Source organism: Microbaculum marinisediminis (assembly GCF_025397915.1).
Classification (GTDB): Bacteria; Pseudomonadota; Alphaproteobacteria; order Rhizobiales; family Tepidamorphaceae; genus Microbaculum; species Microbaculum marinisediminis.
In genome coordinates, this window is the sequence record NZ_JALIDZ010000001.1 from 544,857 (window position 1) to 570,316 (window position 25,460).

At 62.1% G+C, this 25,460-nt stretch carries 23 protein-coding genes; 8 read left to right on the forward strand and 15 right to left on the reverse strand.

What is annotated here, in order from left to right; genetic code table 11:
* The first annotated feature begins 141 nt into the window (after window positions 1–141).
* A complete protein-coding gene (locus MUB46_RS02750) occupies window positions 142–771 on the forward strand; it encodes an FMN-dependent NADH-azoreductase (RefSeq protein WP_261614322.1) in 630 nt (209 codons plus the stop codon).
* A gap of 79 nt (window positions 772–850) precedes the next feature.
* Window positions 851–1,858 carry a ligase-associated DNA damage response exonuclease gene (locus MUB46_RS02755; protein WP_261614323.1) on the forward strand — a complete coding sequence of 336 codons (1,008 nt, stop codon included), beginning with the start codon at window positions 851–853 and terminating at the stop codon, window positions 1,856–1,858.
* Here MUB46_RS02755 and MUB46_RS02760 read toward each other — a convergent pair.
* Window positions 1,831–2,538 (reverse strand): class I SAM-dependent methyltransferase, encoded by a 708-nt coding sequence (locus MUB46_RS02760; RefSeq protein ID WP_261614324.1) that lies wholly within the window; start codon window positions 2,536–2,538, stop codon window positions 1,831–1,833. The two genes, MUB46_RS02755 and MUB46_RS02760, sit on opposite strands and share 28 nt — an antisense overlap.
* An 85-nt stretch (window positions 2,539–2,623) precedes the next feature.
* On the opposite strand from MUB46_RS02760, the gene MUB46_RS02765 reads away from it, so the two are divergent.
* The 3 genes from MUB46_RS02765 (at window position 2,624) to MUB46_RS02775 (ending at window position 5,614) form a co-directional block, all read left to right on the forward strand.
* Window positions 2,624–3,019: a hypothetical protein gene (locus MUB46_RS02765; RefSeq protein WP_261614325.1), complete on the forward strand. Its 396-nt coding sequence runs from the start codon at window positions 2,624–2,626 to the stop codon at window positions 3,017–3,019.
* Entirely contained in the window at window positions 3,016–4,707 is a 1,692-nt protein-coding gene (locus tag MUB46_RS02770) for a cisplatin damage response ATP-dependent DNA ligase (RefSeq protein WP_261614326.1), read from the forward strand. The genes MUB46_RS02765 and MUB46_RS02770 overlap by 4 nt, the downstream gene beginning before the upstream one ends.
* 88 nt (window positions 4,708–4,795) lie before the next feature.
* Window positions 4,796–5,614 (forward strand): mechanosensitive ion channel family protein, encoded by an 819-nt coding sequence (locus tag MUB46_RS02775; RefSeq protein ID WP_261614327.1) that lies wholly within the window; start codon window positions 4,796–4,798, stop codon window positions 5,612–5,614.
* Between the two features lie 120 nt (window positions 5,615–5,734).
* Here MUB46_RS02775 and MUB46_RS02780 read toward each other — a convergent pair whose 3' ends face one another.
* The 6 genes from MUB46_RS02780 to blaOXA form a co-directional block, all read right to left on the reverse strand.
* On the reverse strand, window positions 5,735–8,299 hold the full coding sequence (locus tag MUB46_RS02780; protein ID WP_261614328.1) for an SH3 domain-containing protein: 2,565 nt from the start codon (window positions 8,297–8,299) through the stop codon (window positions 5,735–5,737).
* Window positions 8,300–8,580: 281 nt separating this feature from the next.
* The gene (locus tag MUB46_RS02785) at window positions 8,581–9,771 is read right to left on the reverse strand and encodes a lytic murein transglycosylase (protein WP_261614329.1); all 1,191 of its coding nucleotides are present in this window, start codon (window positions 9,769–9,771) and stop codon (window positions 8,581–8,583) included.
* A gap of 118 nt (window positions 9,772–9,889) precedes the next feature.
* A complete protein-coding gene (locus tag MUB46_RS02790; protein ID WP_261614330.1) occupies window positions 9,890–10,699 on the reverse strand; it encodes a class I SAM-dependent methyltransferase in 810 nt (269 codons plus the stop codon).
* Window positions 10,700–10,898: 199 nt separating this feature from the next.
* Window positions 10,899–11,438: an AAA family ATPase gene (locus tag MUB46_RS02795; protein ID WP_261614331.1), complete on the reverse strand. Its 540-nt coding sequence runs from the start codon at window positions 11,436–11,438 to the stop codon at window positions 10,899–10,901.
* A gap of 452 nt (window positions 11,439–11,890) precedes the next feature.
* The gene (locus tag MUB46_RS02800; RefSeq protein ID WP_261614332.1) at window positions 11,891–13,234 is read right to left on the reverse strand and encodes a metal-dependent hydrolase family protein; all 1,344 of its coding nucleotides are present in this window, start codon (window positions 13,232–13,234) and stop codon (window positions 11,891–11,893) included.
* A gap of 500 nt (window positions 13,235–13,734) precedes the next feature.
* Entirely contained in the window at window positions 13,735–14,535 is an 801-nt protein-coding gene (gene blaOXA, locus MUB46_RS02805) for a class D beta-lactamase (protein WP_261614333.1), read from the reverse strand.
* Between the two features lie 305 nt (window positions 14,536–14,840).
* Here blaOXA and MUB46_RS02810 point away from each other — a divergent pair, with 305 nt between their 5' ends.
* Together MUB46_RS02810 and MUB46_RS02815 are read left to right on the forward strand one after the other, a co-directional pair.
* Complete coding sequence (locus tag MUB46_RS02810; protein WP_261614334.1) at window positions 14,841–15,257, forward strand: hypothetical protein; 417 nt, start codon at window positions 14,841–14,843, stop codon at window positions 15,255–15,257.
* The gene (locus tag MUB46_RS02815) at window positions 15,254–16,567 is read left to right on the forward strand and encodes a relaxase/mobilization nuclease domain-containing protein (protein WP_261614335.1); all 1,314 of its coding nucleotides are present in this window, start codon (window positions 15,254–15,256) and stop codon (window positions 16,565–16,567) included. Before MUB46_RS02810 ends, MUB46_RS02815 begins: the two co-directional genes overlap by 4 nt.
* A gap of 174 nt (window positions 16,568–16,741) precedes the next feature.
* On the opposite strand, the gene MUB46_RS02820 is transcribed toward MUB46_RS02815, so the two are convergent.
* The 3 genes from MUB46_RS02820 to MUB46_RS02830 form a co-directional block, all read right to left on the reverse strand.
* Entirely contained in the window at window positions 16,742–17,848 is a 1,107-nt protein-coding gene (locus MUB46_RS02820; RefSeq protein ID WP_261614336.1) for a DUF1566 domain-containing protein, read from the reverse strand.
* Window positions 17,845–18,372: a tail fiber domain-containing protein gene (locus MUB46_RS02825; RefSeq protein WP_261614337.1), complete on the reverse strand. Its 528-nt coding sequence runs from the start codon at window positions 18,370–18,372 to the stop codon at window positions 17,845–17,847. Before MUB46_RS02825 ends, MUB46_RS02820 begins: the two co-directional genes overlap by 4 nt.
* Before the next feature lie 298 nt (window positions 18,373–18,670).
* Window positions 18,671–18,916: a hypothetical protein gene (locus MUB46_RS02830; protein ID WP_261614338.1), complete on the reverse strand. Its 246-nt coding sequence runs from the start codon at window positions 18,914–18,916 to the stop codon at window positions 18,671–18,673.
* A 552-nt stretch (window positions 18,917–19,468) separates the two neighbouring features.
* On the opposite strand from MUB46_RS02830, the gene MUB46_RS02835 reads away from it, so the two are divergent.
* Window positions 19,469–19,648 carry a hypothetical protein gene (locus tag MUB46_RS02835; RefSeq protein ID WP_261614339.1) on the forward strand — a complete coding sequence of 60 codons (180 nt, stop codon included), beginning with the start codon at window positions 19,469–19,471 and terminating at the stop codon, window positions 19,646–19,648.
* 37 nt (window positions 19,649–19,685) lie between these two features.
* Here the strand turns inward: MUB46_RS02835 and MUB46_RS02840 are convergent, their stop codons facing one another.
* The 5 genes from MUB46_RS02840 to MUB46_RS02860 form a co-directional block, all read right to left on the reverse strand.
* Window positions 19,686–20,609, reverse strand: a complete 924-nt coding sequence (locus MUB46_RS02840; protein WP_261614340.1) for a nucleotidyl transferase AbiEii/AbiGii toxin family protein — start codon at window positions 20,607–20,609, stop codon at window positions 19,686–19,688.
* Window positions 20,596–21,450: a type IV toxin-antitoxin system AbiEi family antitoxin gene (locus MUB46_RS02845; RefSeq protein ID WP_261614341.1), complete on the reverse strand. Its 855-nt coding sequence runs from the start codon at window positions 21,448–21,450 to the stop codon at window positions 20,596–20,598. Before MUB46_RS02845 ends, MUB46_RS02840 begins: the two co-directional genes overlap by 14 nt.
* A 150-nt stretch (window positions 21,451–21,600) precedes the next feature.
* Complete coding sequence (locus MUB46_RS02850; RefSeq protein WP_261614342.1) at window positions 21,601–22,500, reverse strand: ArdC family protein; 900 nt, start codon at window positions 22,498–22,500, stop codon at window positions 21,601–21,603.
* A 338-nt stretch (window positions 22,501–22,838) separates the two neighbouring features.
* On the reverse strand, window positions 22,839–25,235 hold the full coding sequence (locus MUB46_RS02855; RefSeq protein WP_261614343.1) for a hypothetical protein: 2,397 nt from the start codon (window positions 25,233–25,235) through the stop codon (window positions 22,839–22,841).
* Window positions 25,228–25,449 (reverse strand): hypothetical protein, encoded by a 222-nt coding sequence (locus MUB46_RS02860; protein WP_261614344.1) that lies wholly within the window; start codon window positions 25,447–25,449, stop codon window positions 25,228–25,230. Before MUB46_RS02860 ends, MUB46_RS02855 begins: the two co-directional genes overlap by 8 nt.
* Window positions 25,450–25,460 lie beyond the last annotated feature (11 nt).

The window sequence follows — 25,460 nt, forward strand, 5'->3', positions numbered from 1 at the left end:
CTGGCAACTCCCCAGACATAGCAGTGGCCGGCCCCCTCTTGACAAGGGTGTTACCGGTCAGTACCTAAATGTCGGTACCGATCGGTAACATATAGCGATACGCCCCCTGCCAAGCAAGCGAAACAACCGGAAAACACAGCCATGACCAATATTCTATTCGTCACCACCAGCCCCCGCGGCGCGGACTCGCTGTCGACGAAGGTCGCCCAGACCCTGCTCGACGATCTCGAGGCGACCCATCCCGCCGCCCGCGTGGTTACCCGCGACCTGGGCACCGATCCCCTGCCGCACCTGGGCCCGGACCTGCTGGGCGGCTTCTTCGCTCCCGAGGACGCGCGCACGGCCGAGCAGAAGGCCGCCGCCGCGCTGTCGGACGACCTGGTGGCCGAACTCAAGGCCGCGGATATCGTCGTCCTCGCCTCCGCGATGATCAACTTCACCATCACCTCAACGCTGAAGTCGTGGCTCGATCACCTGGCCCGCGCCGGCCAGACGTTCCGCTACACCGAGGACGGCCGGCCCGAAGGCCTCGTGACCGGCAAGAAGGTCTATGTCGTGCTCGCCACCGGCGGCATCTACTCGGCCGCGCCCGGCGACGCGTTCGACTTCCAGGCGCCCTATCTCAAGCACATGCTCGGCTTCATGGGGCTGACCGACGTCGAGATCATCCGTGTGGAAGGCTCGATCTTCAGCCCGGAGGCCGCCGAGAACGCGGTTGCGGCCGCCACCGCCCAGGCCCGCACGGTCGCCCAGCAGGCCGAGGCCGCCTGACGCCCAGGCGCTCGGCAGCACCGCCCCGCGGAAAGGCGTCGCACTCGTCCTGCGGCGCCTTTCCTCCTATCTTCCCCGCATGCGCCCCGAGGACCTGCTCACCCCCACGCCGCGCGGCCTCTATTGCCCGCCCGGCGATTTCTTCATCGATCCGGTACGATCGGTCGACCGCGCGTTGATCACGCACGGCCATTCCGACCATGCCCGCTCCGGCCACGGCGCGGTGCTGGCGACGGCGCAGACGCTCGCCGTGATGGGCGCGCGCTACGGGTCGGGCTTCGCCGGGTCGACGCAGGCCGCCGGCCTCGGCGAGACGATCCGGATCGGCGACGCGACGGTGTCGTTCCATCCCGCCGGCCATGTGCTCGGCTCGGCGCAGATCGCCGTCGAGGCGGAGAATCTGCGGATCGTCGTCACCGGCGACTACAAGCGCGAGAGCGATCCGACCTGCGCACCGTTCGAGGTCGTGCCCTGCGACGTGCTGATATCCGAGGCGACCTTCGGCCTGCCGGTGTTCCGCCATCCCTCCTCACGCGGCGAGATCGCCAAGCTGCTGGCCTCCGTAAAGCTGTTCCCCGAACGCACCCATCTCGTCGGCGCCTACGCCCTGGGCAAGGCGCAACGGGTGATCGCCCTGATCCGCGAAGCAGGGTTCGACCGGCCGGTCTATATCCACGGCGCGCTGGAGGCCCTGTGCGCGCTGTACGAAGCCGAAGGAGTCGCGCTCGGGCCGCTGCTTCCGGTCCGCGAGGCGGGGGACGATCTCGCAGGCGAGATCGTGGTCGCCCCGCCCAGCGCGATGACCGACGTGTGGTCGCGCCGCTTCGCCGATCCCGTGACCGCCTTCGCCTCGGGCTGGATGCGGGTGCGGGCCCGCGCGCGCCAGCGCGGCGTCGAGCTGCCGCTGGTCATCTCCGACCATGCCGGCTGGGACGACCTCTGCGCGACCGTGATCGAGACCGGCTGTTCCGAGCTGTGGGTCACCCACGGCCAGGAGGACGCGCTGGTGCATTGGGCGGGCACGCGGGGCATCCGCGCCAGGCCGCTGCGTCTTGTCGGCTACGAGGAGGACGGCGAACCCGAATGATCCCGGCGCAGGACCAGGATCGTGTTGTTGGCCGGCATCGGCACGATTCGCGTGATCGTCAGGCCGTTTCGCGCGGCCACCTCGGCGACATCTTCGGTATCGCGCACGCCCCATTCGGGATCGCGCTCGCGGATCGCCCGGTCGAACTCGCGGTTGGAGTCGGACACGAAATCGCCGGACCGGCTGAAGCAGCCATAGACCACCAGCGCGCCATGATCGGCCAGCAGATGCCCGGCGCCGGCGAGCAGGCCGAGCGTCACCCGCCAGGGAGAGATGTGCAGCACGTTGCTGGCGAAGATCAGGTCGAAGGGCCCGTCGACACGGCGAAACCAGTCCGGATCGTCGAGGTCGATCGGGACGGGCGGCAGCAGGTTGTCGTGGCCGGTGTCCGCGCGCCAGGCGGCGATCGAGGCAAGACCCGCCGGGTCGCGGTCGCTCGGCTGCCAGGCGAGGTCGGGAAAGGCCTGCGTAATCGCGATGGCATGCTCGCCGGAGCCGCTGGCGAGTTCCAGCGCGCGGCGGGGCGGAGGATCGATCCCGGCGATCACCTCGGTCAGCACCGCGAGGATCGGCGCCGTGTTGCGCTCGACCGCGGGCGCATGGAGCTTGCCGCCCTGCCCGCCGGTGTCCGAGGGCACCCAGCCGCGCGGCGCGGTCGGTCTTTCCGGCGTGTCACTCATCTTCGGCTTGCCTTCCGGTTTGCGCCTGCCCAGCATATCTGTATCGCGAATGCCCGCTAATACGAACTTTGGGGACGATACCACCATGGAAGCGATGACGCGCCAGGAAGAGGACCAGATCACCGGCCTGTTCGAGGCCTATGCGAGCGGATTCGACGATTTCGACGCCGAGGCCATCGCCGACTGCTTCGCCTATCCGTGCACGATCTGGCAGTTCGGCAAGGGCAACGTCTTCGCCGACGCGGAGGAGCTGCTGGAGAACGTCGAGGCGCTGCTCGATGTCTACGAGCGCGAGGAGATCGTCCATTCGACCTTCGAGGTGCGGGAGAAGATCCTGACCGGATCGGCCGCGTTCGTCACTCTGGCCTGGCGCCAGGAGCGCGAGGACGGCGAGGCGGCGCTCGAATTCATCTGCCACTACGCCCTGATGGAGGGACCGGACGGCTTCGCGGTCGCCACGGTGTTCAACGAGGATACATGAACCGGTTCGCGGCGCTCCTCGACCGGCTCGCCTACGAACCGAGGCGCAACGCCAAGGTCGCGCTGATCGCCGACTACTTTCGCGACACCCCGGACCCGGCGCGCGGGCTGGCGCTCGCCGCGCTGACCGGTGACCTGGATTTCCGCCACGCCAAGCCCGGCGTCATCCGCGCGCTGATCGAGGAGCGCACCGACCCGGTGCTGTTCCGCATGGCTTACGACTATGTCGGCGACCTGTCGGAGACGGTCGCGCTGATGTGGCCGTCGAAGACGGTCGGAGAAAACCATGTTGCCGCCTCTGCCGAGGAGAGCGACGACGGCCTGCTTATTCAGGACAACGGCCCGGTGCTCGCCCTCCCCGATATCGTTGAAGCGCTCGATGCGGCCGGCAAGGCGGCGCTGCCCGGCCTCCTCGCCTCGTTCCTCGACCGGCTCGACGAGACCGGCCGCTGGGCGCTCCTGAAACTCATCACCGGGGGGCTTCGCGTCGGGGTCTCGGCCCGGCTCGCCAAGACCGCGGTCGCGGCGATGGGGACGCTGGACCCGCGCGACGTCGAGGAAATCTGGCATGGCCTGGCGCCGCCCTACGAGGCGCTGTTCGCCTGGGCCGAGGGGACGGCCGACAGGCCGGCGATCCGCGACCCCGCGCCGTTCCGTCCGCCGATGCTCAGCCATGCGGTCGAGGACGGCGACTTCGACACGCTGGACCCGGCCGCCTTCGCGGCGGAATGGAAATGGGACGGCATCCGCGTGCAGGCGGCCTCGGCGATCGAGGAAGACGGCCGGCCGGCGCGGCGGCTGTTCAGCCGCACCGGAGACGACATCTCGCAGGCCTTCCCGGACCTGCTCGAAGCCCTGGATTTTCCTGGCGCGATCGACGGCGAGCTGGTGATCGTCAGGGACGGGCGGGTGCAGTCGTTCAACGCCCTCCAGCAACGTCTCAACCGCAAGACCGTGACGGTGAAGATGCTGGCGTCCTTCCCTGCCCACCTGATTGCCTATGACCTGCTGGTGGACGGAGACGAGGACCTGCGCCCCCTCGCCTTCGCCGACCGGCGCGCGCGCCTGGAAGAACTTTTCGGTCGCCTTGAAACCGATCGGATCTCGCTCTCGCCGCTCGTCGCCTTCGCCGACTGGGACGCGCTCGGCACCGCCCGCGCCGATCCCACCGGCCACGGCGCCGGCGCGGATGCCGACGCGGTCGAGGGTGTGATGATCAAGCGCCTCGACAGCCCCTATCTGGCCGGCCGTCCGAAGGGGCACTGGTGGAAGTGGAAGCGCGATCCGTTCAACGTCGACGCGGTGCTGATGTACGCCCAGCGCGGCCACGGCAGGCGCTCGTCGTTCTATTCCGACTACACGTTCGGCGTCTGGCGCGACACCGCCGACGGCGAGGAACTGGTGCCCGTCGGCAAGGCCTATTTCGGATTCACCGACGAGGAGCTGCGAGACCTCGACCGGTTCGTCCGGCAGAACACGATCAACCGGTTCGGTCCGGTGCGCGAGGTGACGCACGCCCCGGACGAGGGACTGGTGCTGGAAATCGCCTTCGAGGGGCTCGCCCGCTCCACCCGGCACAAATCGGGGCTTGCGATGCGGTTTCCACGGGTCGGCCGCATCCGCTGGGACAAACGGCCGGCGGAGGCAGACCGAATCACGGTTCTTGAGGCATTATTGAAGGGAGATTAGCCGGACAATCGGAACCGTGTCCGGTTTCAACCGCTGGCCCGCCCTGACTCGCGGGCCCGCCTGTAGCTTGTCGGACAAGGAGACGGACATGGATCTTCCAGACATCCCAACCAGCCTCGAACCGGTCGTCATGATGGGGGTGAACATCGCCAAGGCGATCGTCTTCCTGATCGTGGGCTGGATCGCGGCTGGATGGATATCGGGGGCCGTGCGCCGCCGCCTCGCCGCCTCGAAACGCGTCGATCGCACGCTCGGCGTGTTCTTTTCGTCGATCGTCCGATACGTGCTGCTGGCCGCCGTCGGCATCGCGGTGCTGCAGACCTTCGGCTTCCAGGTGACGAGCCTCGTCGCGGTCCTCGGCGCGGCGACGCTCGCCGTCGGCCTCGCCATGCAGGGCACGCTGTCGCATCTGGCCGCCGGCGTCATGCTCGTGTTCTTCCGGCCCTACAAGATCGACGATTTCGTCGAGGTCGGCGGCAACAGCGGCACGATCACCGACCTCAACCTGTTCCTGACCGAGCTGACCACCGTCGACGGCGTCAAGATCTTCGTGCCGAACGGCGAGGCCTGGGGCAAGCCCATCACCAACTATTCGGTCAACCCGAAGCGGCGCTGCGACATCACCTTCGGCATCGACTACACCGACGACATCGACAAGGCGATCGACGTCATCCTCGGCGTGGCGAAGGCGGACGAGCGCTTCGTCAACGACCCCGCCGCACCGTGGGTGCGGGTCGTCAATCTGGGCGACTCCTCGGTCGACCTGCAGCTTCGCGCCTGGTGCAAAGCAAGCGATCTGTGGGAAGCGAAATTCGCGACGATCAAGGCCGTCAAGGAGGCCTTCGACAAGGCCGGCATCTCGATCCCCTATCCGCACCGGACCATCGAGCAGAAATCCGCCGCCTGACGATTCAGGCCGCAAAGCCCGCCGCCTGTGCGCAGGCCCGCCTGTGTGCAAGCGGTCCGGGCCGGCGGAAGGAGAGACTAAAGAAAACGGCCGCGCCCCGGCGCAGCCGTTTCGCGTTTCCTATCGCCGGCGACCACCACCGCCGCCGAATTGGCCACGCGGCACGCCGCCGCCGCCCCTGCTGACGCCGCCACGAGGAGCGGAGGGAGCACGAAACTGGGCCGGCGGGCGCGCCTGCATGCGCTGCTGATGCGCCGCCTTGTTGCCCAACTGCCGGCCGAACTGGTCGGAGCGCAAATGCGACGGGACGTTGCGGTTCTGCGGGGCGCGGATGGCGGGCTGCGAGGGCATCTTGGCCTTCGGTTGGAAGCTCGGCTTCTGCGGCATGTTGGGGCGCGCGGCCGGCTTCGCCTTCGCCGGCGCGCGAATGCCCGCCGGCGCGGATTTCGGCATGCCCGGCGCGGACCTCGACAGGCTTGGCGCCGACGGCTTCTTGACGGCTCCCCAGCTGTTGCCGGTGCGCTGCTGCCACTGGCCGTTCTGGTGCCGGTAGACCTGCCCGTTGCGGCCGGCGAAGACGTTGTCGCCCGGTCGCCGGCCGGCGTTGAAGCCGGTCGCTCCCATGGGCGTGCGCCAGCGATTGGCATTGGCTGTTGCCACCGCGCCGCTGCGCGAGCGCACCCAGGCCGTTCCGCCGGTGACGCCGGTGATGCCGGCGGCGTTCCACGAGCGGTAGACGTTGCGGCCGCCGGCGGCGAACCCGCCGCGTCCCGTGGCCGGATTGTAGGCGGCGACGAACCCGCGGCTGCCGGCCGGACCGGAGGACCAGCCCGCCCGCACGTACCGGTTGGTGTTCGCATTGTAGTAGGAGACCCGCCCCAGGCCGCGGTAGGGACCGTAGGCATAGCCGTAGCGGCCGTAGATGCCCCTGACCGGATTGTAGTAACAGGCGCAGCCGTAGGTGAACGGGCGGGGATAGTAGATCGGATAGCGCCGCGGGCCGTACCAGCCCCAATAGGGCCGATAGTACCAGCCCGTCCCGTAGACCAGGTTGTCCCAGGCCAGATAGGCGCCGAGATAGCCCATCGTGTAGCCGAACCAGACGACGCCGGGCGAGGTATCGTAAACACGCACGTAGGTGGCGTTATAGACCGGCGATGACGGCGGGATCTCGTAGATCGCATCGGGCACCGCCGTGGCGACGGCGAAGGGGCCGGTCGGGCTGTCGCCGACGAACCAGACACCGTCCTTCAGCACATAGTACTTGTCGCCGACGCGGATCACCTGGTCCTGCGTGTTCGCGGCGTAGGCGAGCTCGGTGCCCTCGATCGGCTGGAAGTCCGGGTCGCCGGTGTATTCTACCGCGGCGGTGACCGACCCGTCGGTCTCGACACGCGCCATCTGCGGGATCATCGCCTTGAGACGCGCCTCGTCGCTCTCCGAGGTGCCCGGCACCGACGCCCGCACCGTGTAGTAGGGCTGATCGTCGGGGATCCTGCGGAAGTCGTCCGGCAGGCTGGTCGTGGCGAAGGCCCACGGACCTTCGAGCGACTGCGAGGAGAACCAGCGGCCGGAAAACAGCACGTACCAGGTCTTCGTGGTCGTCAGGAAGAAGGCGTCCGTCTCGGTGTTCGAGGCCCATTCGAGGTTCGTCCCGGGCACGGCCTCGAGTGCGGGCGTGCCCTCGAACACGATCAGCTCGGCTGGCGTGTCGGTATAGATGACCCTGGGCGCCTTGCCGGCCTCGTAGGCGGCCGGCGGCATCGCCTCGCGGGCGTCCTTCCAGCTGTCGTCGTCGGGAAGCTTGGAGAAGACCTCGGGCAGGCTCGACACCGGCTGCCAGTCGCCGGTCAGCGTGCTTGCGCTCAGCCAGGACTTTTCGTCGCGCACGTAGTAGGCGCCGTCCGGATCGACCTTGAACAGGTCCCAGTTGGTGTTGACCACGAAGGACAGACCGTCGACCGCCTCGATCGGCGCGGCGACGGCTTCGCCCTCGGTCTGGATCAGGATCGCCGGCGTCTCGGAAACGTAGATCGGCGGCGGATCGGACTTGAGGCCCTCGACGTCGCCGAGCTGCTCGTACGCCGCCAGGCTGGCGGTCAGCCGCTGCAGCGACATGGTGATCGGTTCGGTGGGCAACAGCTTGCCGACCTCGAGCGCCATGTCCGAAAGCTGCTCGCGGCTGAGCACCGAGAAATTCAGCTCGGTGATCTTGAGATCGTCGATCAGCACCTCGCCGGTCTCGTGATCGGCCTGCGTCTTGCCGCTGACGCCGATGACGCCGAACACCGCGCTCGCGTCCTCGGTCGGCTTGTATTCGGCGGCGATCAGCCCGCTGACGTCGGTAAAGTTGTCCCAGGCGGTGACCTGCGGCTGGTGCAGGACGACGGTCGCGCCGCTGTCGGTGGTGTAGGCCCGCGGCCAGGCCTGCGGATCCTCGGTTTCCTCCAGGTACTGGCCGCTGACGAAGCCGGACTGGCCGTTGACCGTGACCGCGCACCAGGAGCCCGCGTCATTGCATTCGCCCATGTCGACCTGGGTGCCTTGCGGCAGGGTCCCCATGCTGGCGTAGCCGGTGCCTGGGCCCGAGCGGAAATTGACATTGGCGGTGGTCACCGCCGGCGCTGCCAGCGCAGGCGCGGCGCCTGCGAGCAACGCGAATCCAAGGGCGACGGCGATCCTCATCGTATCCTCCTCGTCCGGGCGGGCGCGCGACCGCGCCGGCCCATTGCCTTCCCCGCCCGAGCGGAATGTTCGGACAGTTCCGCGCCGCACGCAAGTTTCCCGGCTGACATCCTTCGCAGTCGTGAGGATACAGCGCCTGCGGCGTCCGCGGGGCAAAGCCCCGCGAACCGGCGTTTTCGGACGTCAGGGCAAAGCGCAGCCGGTCACCCGAACCGGCAATCGCCCACTACGGGCGCCGACTACGGGCGCCCGCTACGCCGGCAACCGGGGCGCGCCCCGGGTCAGCCGCCGCCGAGGGCCCGGTAGATCTTCATGCCCGCGCGGCCGGTCGGCGGCAGTCCATTGCGCTTCTCGGCATCCTCGATCGCGGCGCGGGTCAGCGGGCCGATCTTGCCATCCGCCTCGCCGATGTCATAGCCCTTGGCGATCAGGAGCTTCTGCAGGTGCAGGCGCTGGCTGCGGTCGAGCCCCAGATCGTCGGTCGGCCACGCCGTACGGAAGGCCGGATAGCCGGCCAGACGGTCGGCCAGATGCGAGATCGCCAGCGCGTAGGATTCGGCGTGGTTATAGGCGTAGATCGCGTCGAAATTGCGGAACACCAGGAAGCCGGGCCCGCGCGGACCGGCCGGCAACAGCAGCCCGGCCTGGGCCCCGCCCGACAGCTGCGACCCGTCGGCACGCACGACCCCGCGCTTGGCCCAGGTCGACAGCGGCGCCTTGTCCTTGCGGCCGGTCGGACCGTTGTAGCCGGCCGGCACCCTGACCTCGATCAGCCAGGATTCGCCGGACCGCCAGCCGGCCCGCTTCAGGTAGTTCGCCGTCGAGCCGAGGGCATCGGCGGTCGAGCGGACGAGGTCGCGGCGGCCATCGCCGTCGAAATCGACGGCGAGGCGCTGATAGGTCGTGGGAATGAACTGGGTCTGGCCGAAGGCGCCGGCCCAGGAGCCATAGAGCTCGTCGAGCTGCAAGTCGCCCCGGTCGACCAGCTTCAGCGCCGCGATCAGCTCTCCGCGCCAGAAATTCGCGCGCTTGCCGCTCTGGCAATACAGCGTCGACAGCGCCTGCGGCAGGTAGCTTGAGCCAACCTCGCGGCCATAGTCGGTCTCCACGCCCCAGACGGCGGCGATGACATAGCGGCTGACGCCGAAATTGCGCTCGGCCGAGCGCAAAATGGAATCGTACTTGCGCATCATCGCCTGGCCGTCGGCGATGCGCCGCTCATCGACCAGGAAGCCGAGATAGTCCCAGATCGGGGTCTTGTATTCCGGCTGCACCTTGGACAGCCGCAACACCTTCTCGTCGGGCTGCAGCCCGTCGAGCGCGCGCGAGGCGGTCGCCTGGCTGACGCCGTTCTGGATGACCGCCGCCTTCAGGTTGGCGACGCAGGAGGAAAAGCTCTGAGCCGCGGCCGGCCCGGCAAGAAACACTGACAGGCTCGAAAAAAGCGCGATCGTCCCGATGCGCGTTCGCATGATGTCCGCTCCGTCCCTTCGATCGTATGCTGGGCGAATGTTGGGCGGCAGGATAGTGAATCAAGGGTAAAGGAATTCCCACGACCGATGACGCGGGCAAGGCAGCTGCCCGCCGGCGTCAGGACGGACGCCGGGCAACGACCATCATCGCCACCAGTCTTCCCTCCCGGATCGAACGGGCACTATTGCCCGTTCTCTCGGGCATATCGTCGCCCATCGCCGGAGCGGCGCCGATCGTCCCGCGTTGCGGTCCGCCGCCCGGCAGGCTCTGCGCCTGCGCGGCGCGATCCTCGATATCCACAAAGCCGACGGCGGACAGAATCTCGAAAATCCGCTGCGGGGTTTCCAGGAAGCTCGCCTCCGGCGACAGCGCCCAGGGCAAGGGATAGACCGGCGGCCCGTTCGGCCCCTCCGCCAGGTGGCTGAAGGTGTAGAGGCCGCCTGGCTTGAGAACGCGGAACGCCTCCGAGAACATCGCCGGTTTGTCGGCGACGTTCATGGTCACGTTCTGGCATAGGACGACATCGAATCGCGCGTCGTCATAGGGAAGCGCGGTGACGCTGCCGACCGTGACCTCGATGCTGTCGCCGAGGCCGGTCATGTCGTTCAGGCGCCTGGCGACAGCGACGTAGTCCGGCGTGATGTCGATGGCCTCCACCGTGCAGCCGTGGCTTTGCGCCAGGTAGCGGCTGGGGCCTCCGATGCCACAGCCCGCGTCGAGCACATGACAGCCACGCGGAATTCCGGCCAACGCTACCTGCGCCGCCGTGGTCTTGAAGCCACCGCCGTGCAGGTGATCGAGTTCACTCAGCATCGCGACGGTCGGTTTGTCGGGATTATGTCCGGCACGCACCAGCGCGCTTCGGATCCGTTCCATCAGGTCGGTTCGCGTGTAGTGCTCGACAACCGTATTCGTCTCGATCGCCATGACCGCCTCCCCTGGCACCGGCCATTATACGCGAAGGGGCGGCACGGCTCACGGGAATTGCCGTACGCCGCCGCGCCGTCGCAGACGCACGTTCAACCTCTGAACCGACGGCGTTGGCACCTTATCTCGTTTCGAGATTTCATCTTTTGGCGGCGCGGAGGAGGCGCCCCAGGGACAGCGGGGCGGACGGAGCGGGCACTCAGCCGACAAGGTGCTCCATCAAGAAATCCGCGCGCGCCTCTATCCCGGTCAACGGAAGCTCGACAATCCGGTAGCCCAGTCGATCGTAGGTCTTGGCCATGACCTCGCAGGTCGCTTTCGCCTCCTCCCTGTCCTGCTTTCGTTCGCAATCCTGCGTGAAGATCGCGCCCCAGTAGGGTGCGAGGAAAACGCGTTCGTTATACGGAGACACCCTGGCTGCGGCCTCGACGTGGTCGGGCACGGGCAAGCCGCAGAGCGTCAGGTAACCGATGACATCGGGGATGCCGCGATCCATCACCACGGGACCCGTCATCGCCAAGGCTTCGCGATACGATCGCAGTTCCCGGCCAAGCATGAGTTCCGCAAACGCAGCCCGGTCTCCCCATGGCACGGCGTTGCCGCCAATCCTGACCTGATCGCGTATGATGGCCCGGCCCGCCTCCGGCATGCTGCGGATGCCGCGCCGCCCCAGAGCCTCGATCAAACTGGTTTTGCCAGCCCCGGGACCGCCGGTCACGACGAACATGTGATCGCCCATGCGTCATCCTCGAATTGTCGCGCAAAGGAAACGCGTCGTCTGGCGCCCGCGAGCTTGCAGGAGCCTCATCTCAGGCAAGGCCGGTGAAACGCACAACCGTCGTCCGAAATGACAGGCTGGGAGCCCGATTTCGCCAAGATCAGGGTTCGGACGCGGACTGCTGACGACATGCCTTCGAGGACCGCTATGCGGACGTTTGAGGCCGTGATCCAACGGCTGTCTTCGCTCGAAGGCAGGGTCTCACTATGCCGCGCTCGCCTCTCGACATGGCTCAAAGCGATCGAAAATATTAATCGAGTACTTCGCCGATTCCGAAAGGTGGATCTCCGTTCAGGATGACCCCGGACACCGGTATGTCATTATTTATGCCCGAACGATTCTTGAACAAACTGAGGCCTACCCTCCCTCTTCCATGAGTCGGCCCGAGTCGGGCAAGGCCCCAGCGAATACGCTCAGTTCTCCACCAGAGTATTCTTCACGATACGACCATCCTTCATAATAACCAGAAGATTCTTAGAAGGATCCGACAGCAGTTCTATGTCGGCGATCGGATCGCCATCGACCAGCAACAAGTCTGCCAGCGCTCCGACTTCGACAACACCGAGCGTGCCCGGATAGGGATTGCGCCGATCGGACAGCGCCAGCAGCGCCGCATTGTCGGCTGTCGCCATTTTGAGCACTTCCGCTGGCGTGTACCACCGCGTCATTGTCGCAAGTTGCGATCCTTGCCGGGCGGCACGCGCCGCATCGAACAGGATGTCGGTGCCGAACGCGACCTTGATGCCGTATTTGCGCGCCAGCCGGTAGGCATTGTCTGTTCCCGCGCGAACGGCAGCCGAGCTCGCCTGTCGAGCAGCATCTGGCTGCACGTTCGCGTTCCCGTCGTCGAGAAACGGCTGAAGGCTCCACCAAGTGCCTGTCTCAGCCATCAGCTTGGCGGTCTCTTCGTCGACGAGTTGACCATGATCGATGACTTTTACGCCGGCCTCGATCGCGTTGCGGACCGCTTCGGACGTGTAGGCATGCGCCGTCACATAAGTGCCCCAATTGGCGGCCGCCTCGACTGCCGCGCGGATTTCGTCGACGCTCAACTGCACCGTGTCGAGTGGCCCGTAGGGCGACGACACGCCGCCGCCGACGGTCAGCTTGATCTGACTTGCGCCTTGCAGCAGCTGCTCGCGCGTCCGTTTGCGGGCGTCGTCCGGCGAATCGACGATCGCCGCCATGCCGACGCGCTCCGGGTAGCTCAACGTATCCGGGGTCGCGGGGATCTCGGACAACATGCGGAAATCGCCGTGGCCACCGGTCTGCGAGATCATGGCCCCAGAAGGCCAGATGCGCGGCCCGGTGACGACACCTCTGTCGATCGCCGATTTGAGGCCGAATGACGGCCCGCCCAGATCGCGAACGCTGGTAAAGCCACGCATCAGCGTTGCCTCGGCTTCGGCCCCTGCCAACAACGTGATGAAGGTGAACGGCGCAGTCGACGCCAACGCCATCGAAGGTCGCACCATGAACGTATGCCAATGGGCGTCGATTAGCCCGGGCATCAGCGTTCGGCCGCCGCCGGCAATGCGTGTCGCCGCCTCTACCGTGCTGATTGGTTCGGCCGAAATCCTGATGATCTGATTACCCTGGACCAGCACATTCATGGGCGCAGTCAACGCGGTCCCGTCGAAAATACGGACGTTGTCGAAAACCGTCACTGACTGAGGAGCAGTCTGCGCCTGCGGCGAAGAAACCGCGAAGAGCGCCAGCATAACCGTCATGAATGCCGCGCCGATCAACTTCATCATGAATATTCCCCTTGCCGTCCCGCGTTCCACGCGGTGGCGATGCAACATGCTTTTCAGGCCGGTCTATACCGCATGGCGAGTGCCCGGCAAATCTCCAAGAAACAAATCCAGCTATACTCGAAAATCAGACTTCAATTCCCTTTAGGTCGACGGCCTTTGTGTAAATTCTGCCTTAAGAGATTCAATTCAAAGCACCTTCTTTAGTATTGGCGCTGATGCGCCGCTGCCCAGAGCCTCGATCAAGCTGGTTTTGCCGGACCCGGGACCGCCGGTCACGACGAACATGTGATCGCCCGTGCGTCATCCTCGAATTGTCGTGGAAAGGAAACGCGTCGTCTGGCGCCCGCGAGCTTGCAGGAGCCTCATCGCAGGCCAGGCCGGCGAAACGCACGACCGTCGTCCGAAATGACAGGATGGGAGCCCGATTTCGCCAAGATCAGGGTTCGGACGCGGACCGCTGACGATATGCCCCGAGGGCCGCTATGCGGACGGACTTGCCGTTATGGTTCGACCAGTCTGGGCCATTGTCGCAGGAAAGCGTCCCGCGTCAGATTTCCTGGCGAACCCGATAGGCGGCCGCGAGCCTGGGTCAGCCTGACGAATGTCAGCGTCCTGTCCCCGTTCTTCCCCCAGCCGACATACCAACCCCAACCGCGCGCATAGTCGAAGCTGCGATCTGCACGCCGGGGATAGGCGGTTCCGGTCTTGCCGCGGATGACCCAATCGCCGACCCGGTGGCTCTCGACGATCTCGCGAGCCTGCGCCATCGCCTGCGGACGAACGGGCAGCGTGTCCAGCACCAACGCGCGCAGAAACGCGGCCTGCTCATGGGGCGAGACCCGCAACGACGAGGCGACCCACGCTCGCTCAAGCCCGTTGTCAAAACCGGGATCACCGGTGAAGTCGGCATTCCCGTAGCCGAAGTCCTGCGCGTAGCGGGTCAGGGCCTCCGTCCCCATCGCATGGGTAATCCGCCGGGAATACCAAAGCACCGAATAGCGCATCCAGTCCGCGGGACCGGTATCCCGCGTCCATTTGGCTCCACCCCAGTCGGGATCGCCGCTCCGAAAAGACATGACCGGGGTATGCGCATCGGTCAGAATTCCGGAATCAAAGGCCATCACGGCCAGCGGCACCTTGAACGTCGATGCCGGCGTGACACGGGACCGGCAGTCGCCCTCTTCCAGCAGCACTGCACCTGTCGCGGCATCGCAGACGAGCGTGCAAACCGTGTCCGCCCGCGCCTGAGATGCCCATACCGACGAGACCATCAGGGCGAATGCGATGACCAATGCGTTCAAGACGGACCTCTGTTCCAAGCTGTTCACATTACCGGGCGTCGGCATGGTGGGAAATCGGGAAAGCCCATCTGGGCCCAAGGGCGAAATTCGCTGTGGCGCGAAGCAGCCTCCAGCGGCCGGCAAGCCGGACCTGCACGTCGCGCGCCAAGGGGCACCGCGTGGCGCAAAAGGGCAAATGCCCGGTCTATCGACAGGAGAAGAAATGGCGCACCTCGGAGGAGAAAGTTCGAACACTCTCTTTGAGGCGCTTGAGGAGTGGGAACGCCATCTCGCACAGCTAGACTCTAAGAGTCTGGGGTGCGGTCATGACGAACCTACCCCATGATTTCAACAGGTTAGCGGAACCAAAGACCGAAAAGAAACCAGCGCCCTTCTCGCTGCGGCTGAGTTTCGGGGAGCGGACTCGGCTTGAGCAAGACGCGGGTGACAAACCGCTCGGTGCCTATATCCGCGAAAGGCTGTTCGGCAAGGATGCCAAACCGCGCAAAGGAACCGGCAAACGTCCGATCAAGGATCAACAGGCTCTGGGCCGCGTTCTGGGCGCGCTTGGCAGGTCGCGACTTGCCAGCAACCTGAATCAGCTTGCCAAGGCAGTGAATACCGGCTCGCTGCCGGTCACGCCGGATACGGAAAAGGAAATTCGGGAAGCCTGCAAAGCTGTCACTGATATGCGCGACGACCTGAGGCGGGCGCTGGGCCGCAACCCGGAGGGCGGGCCATGATCCTGAAAGCCTCGGAGCGCGGGGACGCGCCGCAACTGGCGCGTTACCTGCTGAGTATGCGCGACAACGATCATGTCGAACTGCATGACGTGCGCGGCTTTGTCAGCGACGATCTGGTGGAGGCATTCGGAGAAGCCGACGCCATTGCGCGCGGTACACGCTGCAAGAACCATCTTTTTTCGATGAGCCTGAATCCACCGGAAGGTGCGAATGTCAGTGTCGAGGGTTTTGAGCGGGCCATTGCCCAGGTCGAGGAAAAACTCGGACTGGAAAATCAACCGCGCGCAATCGTCTTTCACGAAAAAGACGGGCGGCGGCATGCGCATGTCGTCTGGTCGCGGATCGACACAGAGCAGATGCGAGCAATCAACATGTCCCACTACAAGACCCGGCTGCGGGACATATCCCGGCAGCTCTATCTTGAGCATGAATGGGATATGCCACGCGGTTTGCAGGATCGCAGCCTGCGCGATCCGCTGAATTTCACGCGGCAAGAATGGCAACAATCCAAACGCGCCGGGCTCGACCCGCGCGAGATCAAGACCGTCTTCCGCCAATGCTGGCAGGCGTCCGACAACAAGGTATCGTTCGAACGGGCACTGAAAGAACGCGGCTTCTGGCTCGCCAAAGGCGATAGGCGCGGCTTTGTCGCCGTCGATTATCGGGGCGAGGTCTACTCGCTCTCCCGCTACGCCGGAGTGAAAGCCAAAGACCTGGAGGCAAGGCTCGGCAATCCGAAACGGCTGCGCGCTGTCGGTGAGGTCAAAACCGAGATCGCGTCCGGCATGACGCAGCAGCTTCAAGCCCATATCAAGGATGCCGAGCGCGATGCCAAGCACCGCATGGCCGTGATTGCGTTTCGCAAAATGGAAATGGCTTCGCGCCACCGAGACGAGCGGCAAAAGCTGTGGGCTGCGCACGAAAAGCGCTGGCAGGCCGAAACAAGGCAGCGCGCGGAGCGCCTGCCGCGCGGCATATCGGGAATCTGGCACCGCCTTACCGGTCGCTATGCCAAAGTCAGGGCGCAAAACGAAGCCGAGGCGCTGCAAGCCTGGCAACGCGACCGGGTCGAAAAAGATACGCTCGTATTCAAACAAATTGAAGAACGGCAAACCCTGCAACGGGACGGCAAAGCGCAGCGTTCAGTCGCGCAGCACGAATTGATGCAATTGCGCGAGGACGTGGCGAACTACCGGACTCTGGATCGCGATGAACGTGATCGCAGGCGAGAGCGCATCAAAGAGGAAAAGTCAGACCGCCGCAAGCGCACACGCGATCAGCGTTCGCGCCGCCGTGGTTTTGAGCCTTGATTGGGTGTTTACGGGCGCGTCAATTGCAGGCGTTCAGCACGGCAAAATCGCCGCTGCCATAGCTGACGTACCAATACACACCATCGGTCGACGAGGGGGGCGATTTTTGGCAGGCATCACGCGAGCATATTTTTCCACAGGGCAGCCCTGTGTTGCGCGGATGGAGAAATACCGTCATGGCCGCCTGACACAACGAGTTGGAAATGCGTTATCACGCTTGTTAGAGGTGCCCTGGACGCCGTCACTGAACCTCTGCCGATAAGCATTATTGGTGCCGGTATTTTCCGTGGACGACCAGTAGTTGGTGCCGTCTGTAAGCACGCCGGCCACCGGCGTGCCGCCGTTCCATAATAGGTTCAATTCATCTTGCGCGGGCATATACCAGTCGTTGTGGCCGTGGGCACCTAAGCCATCACAAAAAAGAGCTGCCTCATAGGGATAATCGCCGTTACCCGTAGCCGCGACAATCAACGCCGTGTTAGCTTGGCCGTCTGTCGTGCTGTTGGCGTTTGTATCTGTAATACCAGAAGCCCCGTCGTTCCATGTCTTGTTGGCTTCGTTGGCGGCGCTGATCACGTAAATATGCCCGGCCCCGATGTCGCCGATGTAATAGCTTCCGTCGGAGCACACATTACCAACGGTCGGGCATCCGCTCGGTACATTGACGGATGTCGTCACGCTCCACTGTTCGCTTGCGCCGCCGACCGTGACTATGGCGGTGTCCGTGTTGCCCGACGCATTGTTGGTGAGACGGAGCTGTAGGAACTCACCCGCGTTGATTGAGCCGGATGCCGATCCCCATGTTTGAGTTTCCGAGCCACAGGCATCATCCGCACAAATACGGTATTGCGGCGTGCCACCGCCGGTGATGCTGATGGCGCCTCCGTTATCAACCTGCAAAATATTGCTTGTGATCAGTTCTGATGGATACTGATCTGTCAGATCACTAAAGCCGAGAAAGCCACCTGACGGTGCTGCTTGCACAGCGATCCAGTTCTCGCCATCACAATATTGAAGGATGTCGTAGTCATCGTTGTAGACGATAGCGCCTTCGGTATCGGTAGGGTTGGAGCAGGTGCCGCCCCCTGCCGAGGGATTCAGCGTGCCCAGCGAAACCCAAGTCGATCCGGCGCAAACCTGCGGAACATTCTGATCGGCGTTGTAGACGATGGCACCTTCAACATCGGTTGGATTCGTGCACCCCGCATATGCCGGTGCAGCCAGGCAGATAACAAAGCCTAGAAGCAATATCGGTGTCAGACTCCGCACATACCCGATCATTGCTCCCCTGTTTCTGTTGCAGGTTCGTCAATGCCGGTGCCATACCTCGCCTCAAGCGCATCCAGACGCGACCGCAGTTTCTCGATTTCGCTCTGTTGCGCTTTCACGGTCTCGATGAGCGGCGCGATCAGGCCGATGTAGTTCAGCGAGAGCATCCCGTTCTCATGCGTTTTGACGAGTTCCGGGAATACCGTCTGGACGTCCTGCGCCATCAAGCCATATTCGACCGCGCGGTTTTGATCGTCCTTCATCGTGAAGCTGTAGGCTTGCAATGCCATTATGCCCTCGAACGAGTTTTCGAGAGGCACAATGTTCTCTTTCAGACGCTTGTCCGATATGTCGGTTATGTAGCCAGTGTAATCGATATTAATCGTGTTCATTGTGTTGGTTCCAGCGTTCCAAGTCAGGTCGGCATCGCCATCAAACGTACCGGCGCTGTTAAACTGGATTTCGGTATCGTTGCCGCCCGGTGTTGTCGCGCTGCCCCCGGCTGAACTGTACTGGGGTTCAGGGATACCGGTCATTATCCGACCTGCCCAAGGTACCCAGTTGGCACCATCGCAGTAGCGGTGAACTTTTTCGCCTGCGGATGAAAAGAAATCGATTTGTCCTGCGTTCGCAGCCGGACTTGTGCATTGGGCGCGAGCAGCGCTCGGAATGAATATAATCAAGCCGAATATCAAGTATAATATTGAAAATGCTTTGTTTTTACTACTACTCATGCCTGCTCAATGATATTTCCCCTTTCTTCTATTGTAAATCGTTTTAGTTTATTAAAATGTTAATTATATCGTTAATATTTTGGTAACAAATGGAGGGGCGCTATGCGCGCCCCTCGTTTCCGGGTTGGTCGGTATCTTCCAGCGGTGTCCGCAGGACGATACGGCCATTGATCGGGCAGGTTTCAAGCTGGAGGGTGTAGCCCTTTCCGTCCTTGTGCATCCAGGCAGCACCGACTTTGTTCCAGAAGGATTTTTCGCCTTTCTGTGTGACGTGCCAGGCCAGGTAATCGGGTGCTTTCGGGGCCTGCCGGGTGTTGTGTGTGGTCTTTGTATTTTCGCGTGCCATTATCTCTCTCCTTTGTTTGTGGTGGCTTGCTAACGCCTTCCCGACAGGCCGGAGGCAAAGGCACGGCTTCATGGTCAACCCGGTCGCGCCGTAAGGCCGAGTGGTGCGGGCAGGCCATTGAAGAACGGGCCGCATTCGGCCAGGGATTTTCAGCGTCCTCATGCAAGCCGCCTTAAGACAAAGAAGTGAGAGCGGCACGGGATTGGAAAATTCACGCCCCGCCCAAAAGGCCAGCCGCATCCGGGTCAGGACTGCCGCAGATCGCCAGTACCGTCCGGCGATAATCCGTATCTGACGCAAGGCACCGTTGCGCTTCTGGTGCGCAGGGACGGCAGGCAAATCCAGTTCAGCGCCCTGCCGATCAATCCCGTTTTCATTCAGCAATGCCGACGACGACGACCGCCGCAAACCGGATCGGCGTTTCAAGCGCATCCGCCTTTTTATTTCAGCGTTCAGCCCGAACCATCAGCGCCAACCTGGCCGATGATGATGTGTGCCGGGGCCGAAAGGCCCTGAGCGGTTCGGGGCCTCCTTGAAACAAAGGAGGATACGATGAAACTTGTCTCACGATTTGAAGCGGCATCGCGCAGCACCGCCGAACTACACGGTCTGCTCCGCGAGGCGTTCACTGCATTTGCCAGCGCCCCGCGCGGCTCGCAGGATCGCCGCGATGCACTGGCATCGATACGCAATATCGAGAACGAGCTGGCGATACGTCCGCCAGGCTTCTGATCCCGTCGGCTGTTTCCCGGTGTTCGCCGGGAAGCAGTCAAGCTTCTGCGCGTCGTTCGAGTGAAGTTGCCAGCAGATCGACCAGCGCCGAACGCTGGTCGGGGCTGAGTTTGTCGAGATTTTGTTGTCGCCAGCGGACAGCCGGGAGGTCGGCGACGTGTGGGATTGTCAGCAAAGACCAATCCGGTTCGCCGCGCTCGAAGCCGATCAGGAAATCGCGGTGCCGGTCGGGCATGCCGCCGATCAACGCCGCGATCATTTGCTGCTGTGTTTCGATCAGCCCGTCGATGGCAACGGGCTCTTCAGTCATGCCCTCGAATCCGTCGCGGTATTCATCGGCGAGGTCTTTGACGCGTCCGGAAAGCACTTCGCCCATGGGACGGTTATGGCTGAGAAGATAAACGACAAAAGCCTCGCGCAATTCGTCCGTCAGGCCCTCATTTGCAAAGAGGCTGCGAACATCGAAGAGATCGCGGGGATGCTGGCGATCCAGCGCGGCGACGAGTTTCCCTGCATAAAGGTCTTCAAAGGAAACGACTGCCGTTTCAGCATAGCCGAAGGCGTCTTCCACTGCCTCGGTAACCGCGATTACAGCAGGCTCTTTGACCACGCCGCGCATCACGGGAGAGAGTTCGATTTTGACCTGCGTTCCGTCTGCAAAGACCAGAAGACGCAGTATCGCTCCTTCGCTGACATTTTCGGTCACGCGCGCGCCGGGAATCTCGGCCAGCGCTGCCGCCTTGATCCGCTTCATGGCAGCATCGATCCCGGCCAGGGCCTGCGGCCTGCCGTGCATCGGCAGATACATCAGGTCGATATCGACCGAGAGGCGCGGCATATTCCGGATAAAGAGATTGATGGCCGTGCCGCCCTTGAGCGCAAAACAGGTTTCGCGCGCGACGATGGGGATTAGGCGCATCAAAAGCCGGACCTGCCGTTGGTATTGGTCACGAAACGGCATCAAGATCCTCCGGCACGGTTATCAGATAGACCGGATCAAGCTTGCCGCCCGGCACAAGCATGCGCTTGCCGGTCCCGAAATCGATTGCTTCCTTGTCTAGACGTTTAAGCCAGGCATGGCGGTGGCGATCTGCAAAGAAGAAAAACAGGCGCTTTACCTTTACGCTGTCACAGTCGGCGAGCAGCTTTTGTAGCCGCCTTGGACTAAAATTAGCAGCGCCCTGCATAATCATGTCGGCCTGATGGAAGCTTTCGTGACGCGGTAATTCATCGAGCATTTCGAGAAAGGCGCGCTCCGGCTGCGAGAGCGTCAGCGGCCAATCCCATTGACCCCATGCGATTGTCGCAAGGCTGCCGCCCTGAAAGCGGCTCAGGTCGCGTCCTGTTTCTTCGGATATGTTCCAGGCGAGACTACCCAGCCCCATTGTGATGGGGTCGTCCCGGAAAAGCGTAGCACTGTTGTGATAGACGAAACGCTGAGGAAGATTGAGTTTTTTCAGCCACCCAGGCGGCTTTGCCGGACCGTACAGATGAACGGTCTTGATCTCGTGCGAGAGATAGTGCGCAAAACCTTGTAGCTCCAGCGCGGTCCGCCCGCCGACGAAAAGCGGCGCTCTCAGCAGCAAGGTCTGGAGCGATATGACGACCTGCTGCCAACTCAGCGTGCCGCGCGGTCGTCTGTAGACGCTGCGCACGGGTTGTTCGAGCCAGCCGTTCTTGACGTAGTAAGCGCGCAGATTGCTGGCTATGCCGCGCTCTTCCAGCCATGCCGCATCGACAACCAGCCCTTCGGGCAGGTCTTTTTCCAGTCGGTTTAGCAATGATGTCTTTTGCGCAGCCATACTGAGTATATTACACGATTCTCAAACCAATCTCAAGTTTATGATTTTATCTGAAAGCTCAATCTGATTGAGTTAATATCGAATTCCTCAAACCATGCCTTAGACGCCCGCCGATGGCGGGCGCAATTTTTCCAGGTGGGAAGCCGCCGCTTACGCGGCGGCGGCCTTGGTTTCGGGTTCGGCCTGCAAGCCGTGCAGGAAATCCGCTGCCCGCTGGGCATGGGCGGCGGCGCTAAAGATCGCCCGCTTGTCTTCCTTCAAGACTTTCAGCCAGCTCTGAATATAGGCTGCATGGTCGGTGCCGGGTTCTGGCGTCAAAGCCAGATCGGCGCAAAGAAACGCTGCGCCAAGTTCGGCAACCAGTTCTTCTCTAGCATAGCCTTCATCGCCCCACCGCTTGCGTCCGAATTCACGGTCAAGTCGCTTCGGGGGCTTCGTCCAGTGGGTCAGCTCATGCGCCAGCGTGGCGTAGTATGACTCAGGACTGCGGAAGCTATCGAAATAAGGCATCTGCACATGATCGCTGCCGCCGCTATAGAAAGCCCGGTTGCCGCCATGCCGGATGTCTGCGCCGGTCGCCGCAAAGAAACTGTCGGCATGCTCGATCCGCTCTGACGGATCAATGACGGGCTCGGGCTTGGCATAGTAGTGATCGGCCAATCCGTCGATCTGCTCGACGTTGAAAACGGTATACGCCTTCATAAAGGGGATTGTCCGTTCTTCTTCGCTGCCGTCGTCCTGTTCCTCGGTCTTGGTGATTGTGTTCGCGTAGACCACCGGATTGCCGCGCTCGCCCTTGCGGACATGCGCGTCAAGTTCCTTGGCCTGTTTGAAGGTCATCCAGTATGGCGAAATAAACCCTGCTTCCATCGCCGCGCCCCACAGCATCAAGACATTGATACCGCTATAGGCAAGGCCGTTATGGCGTAGCGGCTTGATAATCCGCCCGTCCATGTTTCCGGCGGACCACGGCTTTAGCCATGTCAATTCGCCCTGCTCCAGATCGGCAATGATCTTGTCGGTCACTTTCTGATAGATATCGGTTTTCATTGGCTTTTTCCTTCCTTGGTTAGCCGGTTGCGCATGCAACCGGACTAGGCCCGCGCCAATGAGCGGGGGGAGACCGTCCAGACCGCAGACAGCGGTGGGGGATCACCCGCCCTGCACAAACGAAGTGCGGAAGGATGGGGAGACCGCTGGCTGTGCCCGCAGCGAAACGAAGGGCTTGGTCTTGACGGAGGACGGGGCCGCAGGCCCCCAAACAGGAAAGAAAGTCAGCCCACCAGGGCTGTCAGAAAATCATGCGCAAGGGATGGAAGCCGAATGGCCGAGACCGGCAAAGACGGGCTCGGTTCACGACAGCCCGTCCCGAAATGGGGTGCCAATGACTAAGTTTTCCAGGGTATTTGAGACTTGCCGCACTTGCAGGAAATGGCTTTCTCACCGGGCACTTTGACGTCTGCGCGAATATGACGGCCACAATGCTCGCAAACAAAAAGCGCAACCAGTTTCTCGATATCTTCGAGCAATACATCGATATCCTCGCCGACGATTTTATCGGCATTATCGTGAGAGACCAGGTTCGCAATAAGAGCGGAGCCTGCCAGATCAGAGAAGATTTGCGTATCCAGCAGATCGGGAGACTTGTCCTTCAACGTCGAACGCAGCGCACTGATCAATTCGTCGGACATGCGCTTTTCGTTTATATCGTTGAAGCGGAAGGCCACTTTGACTTCGAGTGCCTGGCAGATGTTCTTGAGGACAAGCTCCAGCAGCTTGCGCAGGTCATTGGTGACGTCTTCCTTGCCCTTCTTCTGCTCGATGATCTCTTTCAGCGTTGCGGGGCTGTTTTCGAGAAGAATGCCATTGGCATCATCTGACCGGACCTCATGAAAGATCCAGCCATGCTGTCCCATCTCCTTCTTGATTATGTCGAACCAAATATTCTCGTGCGTCAGGATGATGATCTGCCAATCGGCGAACTCGTCGCGCAATAGGCGCAAGAGCCTGCGGCGATGGGATGTATCAAAACTTGTAACGATATCATCTAGAACAAGGAACTTGGCGTGCTTGTTGAAGATGCGCGCGTTCGCAAGGAACAGCACGACGCCGAGGCTGTTAAGGTGACTCTCACTTAAATACTTGCGAGGCGGTTGAGTGGGCGTGCCATGAAACGAGTACTGGAACTCGACCCCTTCATCACCAACCATCGACAGGCGAACTTTGTCCACGGCCTCCTTGGGATGAAGCGCCGCGTAGAACTTCCCGACATCAGCGCTGATCGTGTCGAGTACGGCTTGAAGCGCGCCATTCTGAACTTTGATGAAGGCTTCCAGTATCGAGGAAAGGGTAATGATCTGGCCTTCATACGCGTCTTTTATCTTCTGGTAAGTCTCAAAGTCGTTCACCTGGTCGCTGACCGTCTTAAGCTTGGTCAACGTGGCTGCGACCTTCTTTTCCAATTCTGTGAGTTGCAGCTTCTTGGCAGCCTCATTGGCGTGCTTCACAGCCTTTTCGGCTTCCGTACGCAACGCCTTGAGATCAGAATCAAAATTGGCGGGGGTTGCAAAAATTCTCTTCTCATCGAAGGCAGATTTCAGGTCTGCTAAAAAGGTCCGAAGCTTGAGGCGCGCAGTCTTGGCAGACTCGATCAGCGATGAGAAATCCTCCAGATCAGAGTAAGTCTCTGTGATCGTTTTCGTCTTGAGGCCCGCAGTGGTGACGGTTTCAGCAAGCGCATCCTTGAGCAAGCCTGCTTCATCTAGCTGCTGTTGCAAAGCCTCCAAGGCTTCGAGGCGCTTGCTGACCTCTTCCTGAAGTTGTGAAAGCTCGTAGGGACTAAGACAAAACGGGCATTGCGGATCGGTGAAGACCTTGTCGTCGAGAACGGCCTTGCCGCGCGACAGGAAATCGCTGAGCCGCAGCTTGTTGACGTTCTCGTTCTCCTTGGCGATGGCATTGTATTTTTCCGTAAACGCCTTGGCGTCCTGAGAGACCTGATCAATGTCACCGACCAGTTCACTACATGCCTTTTCAAGCTGCGCGAGTCTTTCCGCCAGGCGTATCTTCTCTTCACTGCTTCCCTGTCCCCGCAGCTCTTCCAGCGCTTCGGCGTAGGATTCTTCGTCTGCAACTTTTGTCTTAAGCTCAAATGGCTCCATGACTTTTTCGGCAATACCGTAAAACTCATTTCTGTTTGGAACCACCTGACCTGTTTCTTCAATCATTCCGGATTGAAGGCGCTGAATCTGCTGCTTTGCTGTCGTGTATTCGCTTTCTTTCTCAAGCTGGTTTTTTGTCTGCAGCAAGACATTTCTGAACTTAGTAATTTCACTGTAGCCAATTATATCGGCAATAGCTTCGCGCTTTCCGCCCTTTGTCTTATCGAGAAAGTTTACAATGTCGGCGTGTCTGAGAATGATATTGTCACTCTTCAGGTCGGCGATGAGCTGCCCCACATTGTCATTGGCATAGGTGGTTGAGGTTTTCAGCGTTGCTGAGAGTGCCTTGGTTCCGTTGCGGTCTGTGCCGTCAAAAACCAACTCGACGCTACTGGGCTCGTCGTCGGCCAGGACATTGCGCAACGAGTCTTGTTTGCAATCCTCCCGCCACAAATGGTCCACGCGGTCATGAATGAACCACTCAAGCGCATCTGTGATGGTGCTCTTGCCCGATGCGTTCTCGCCGAAGATGGCAACGCTCTTGGTTTTCTTCGAAAAATCGAGCGGAAGCTCGAAGCGTGCCCCGCGGAAGCGCGAGACCTTGAGCTTGTGAATCTTAGTCATGACCGGTCTGCCCGCTGTCCGCCGCGACAGCCGTGAGCGCGTCCTTCCGCGCCTCTTCCAGCGCTCGCAGCAACTTGATCTTGCTCAGATCGTTATCTTTGCGCAGCTCGGTAACAGCGGACACGGTGTCCATATCGAGGGATTCATCCTTCGCCTGGGAGTCCAGGAACTCCGTAATAACCTGCGAAGCTGTCTTGATGTTTTCGGTGGCCAAAGCCCGTCCCC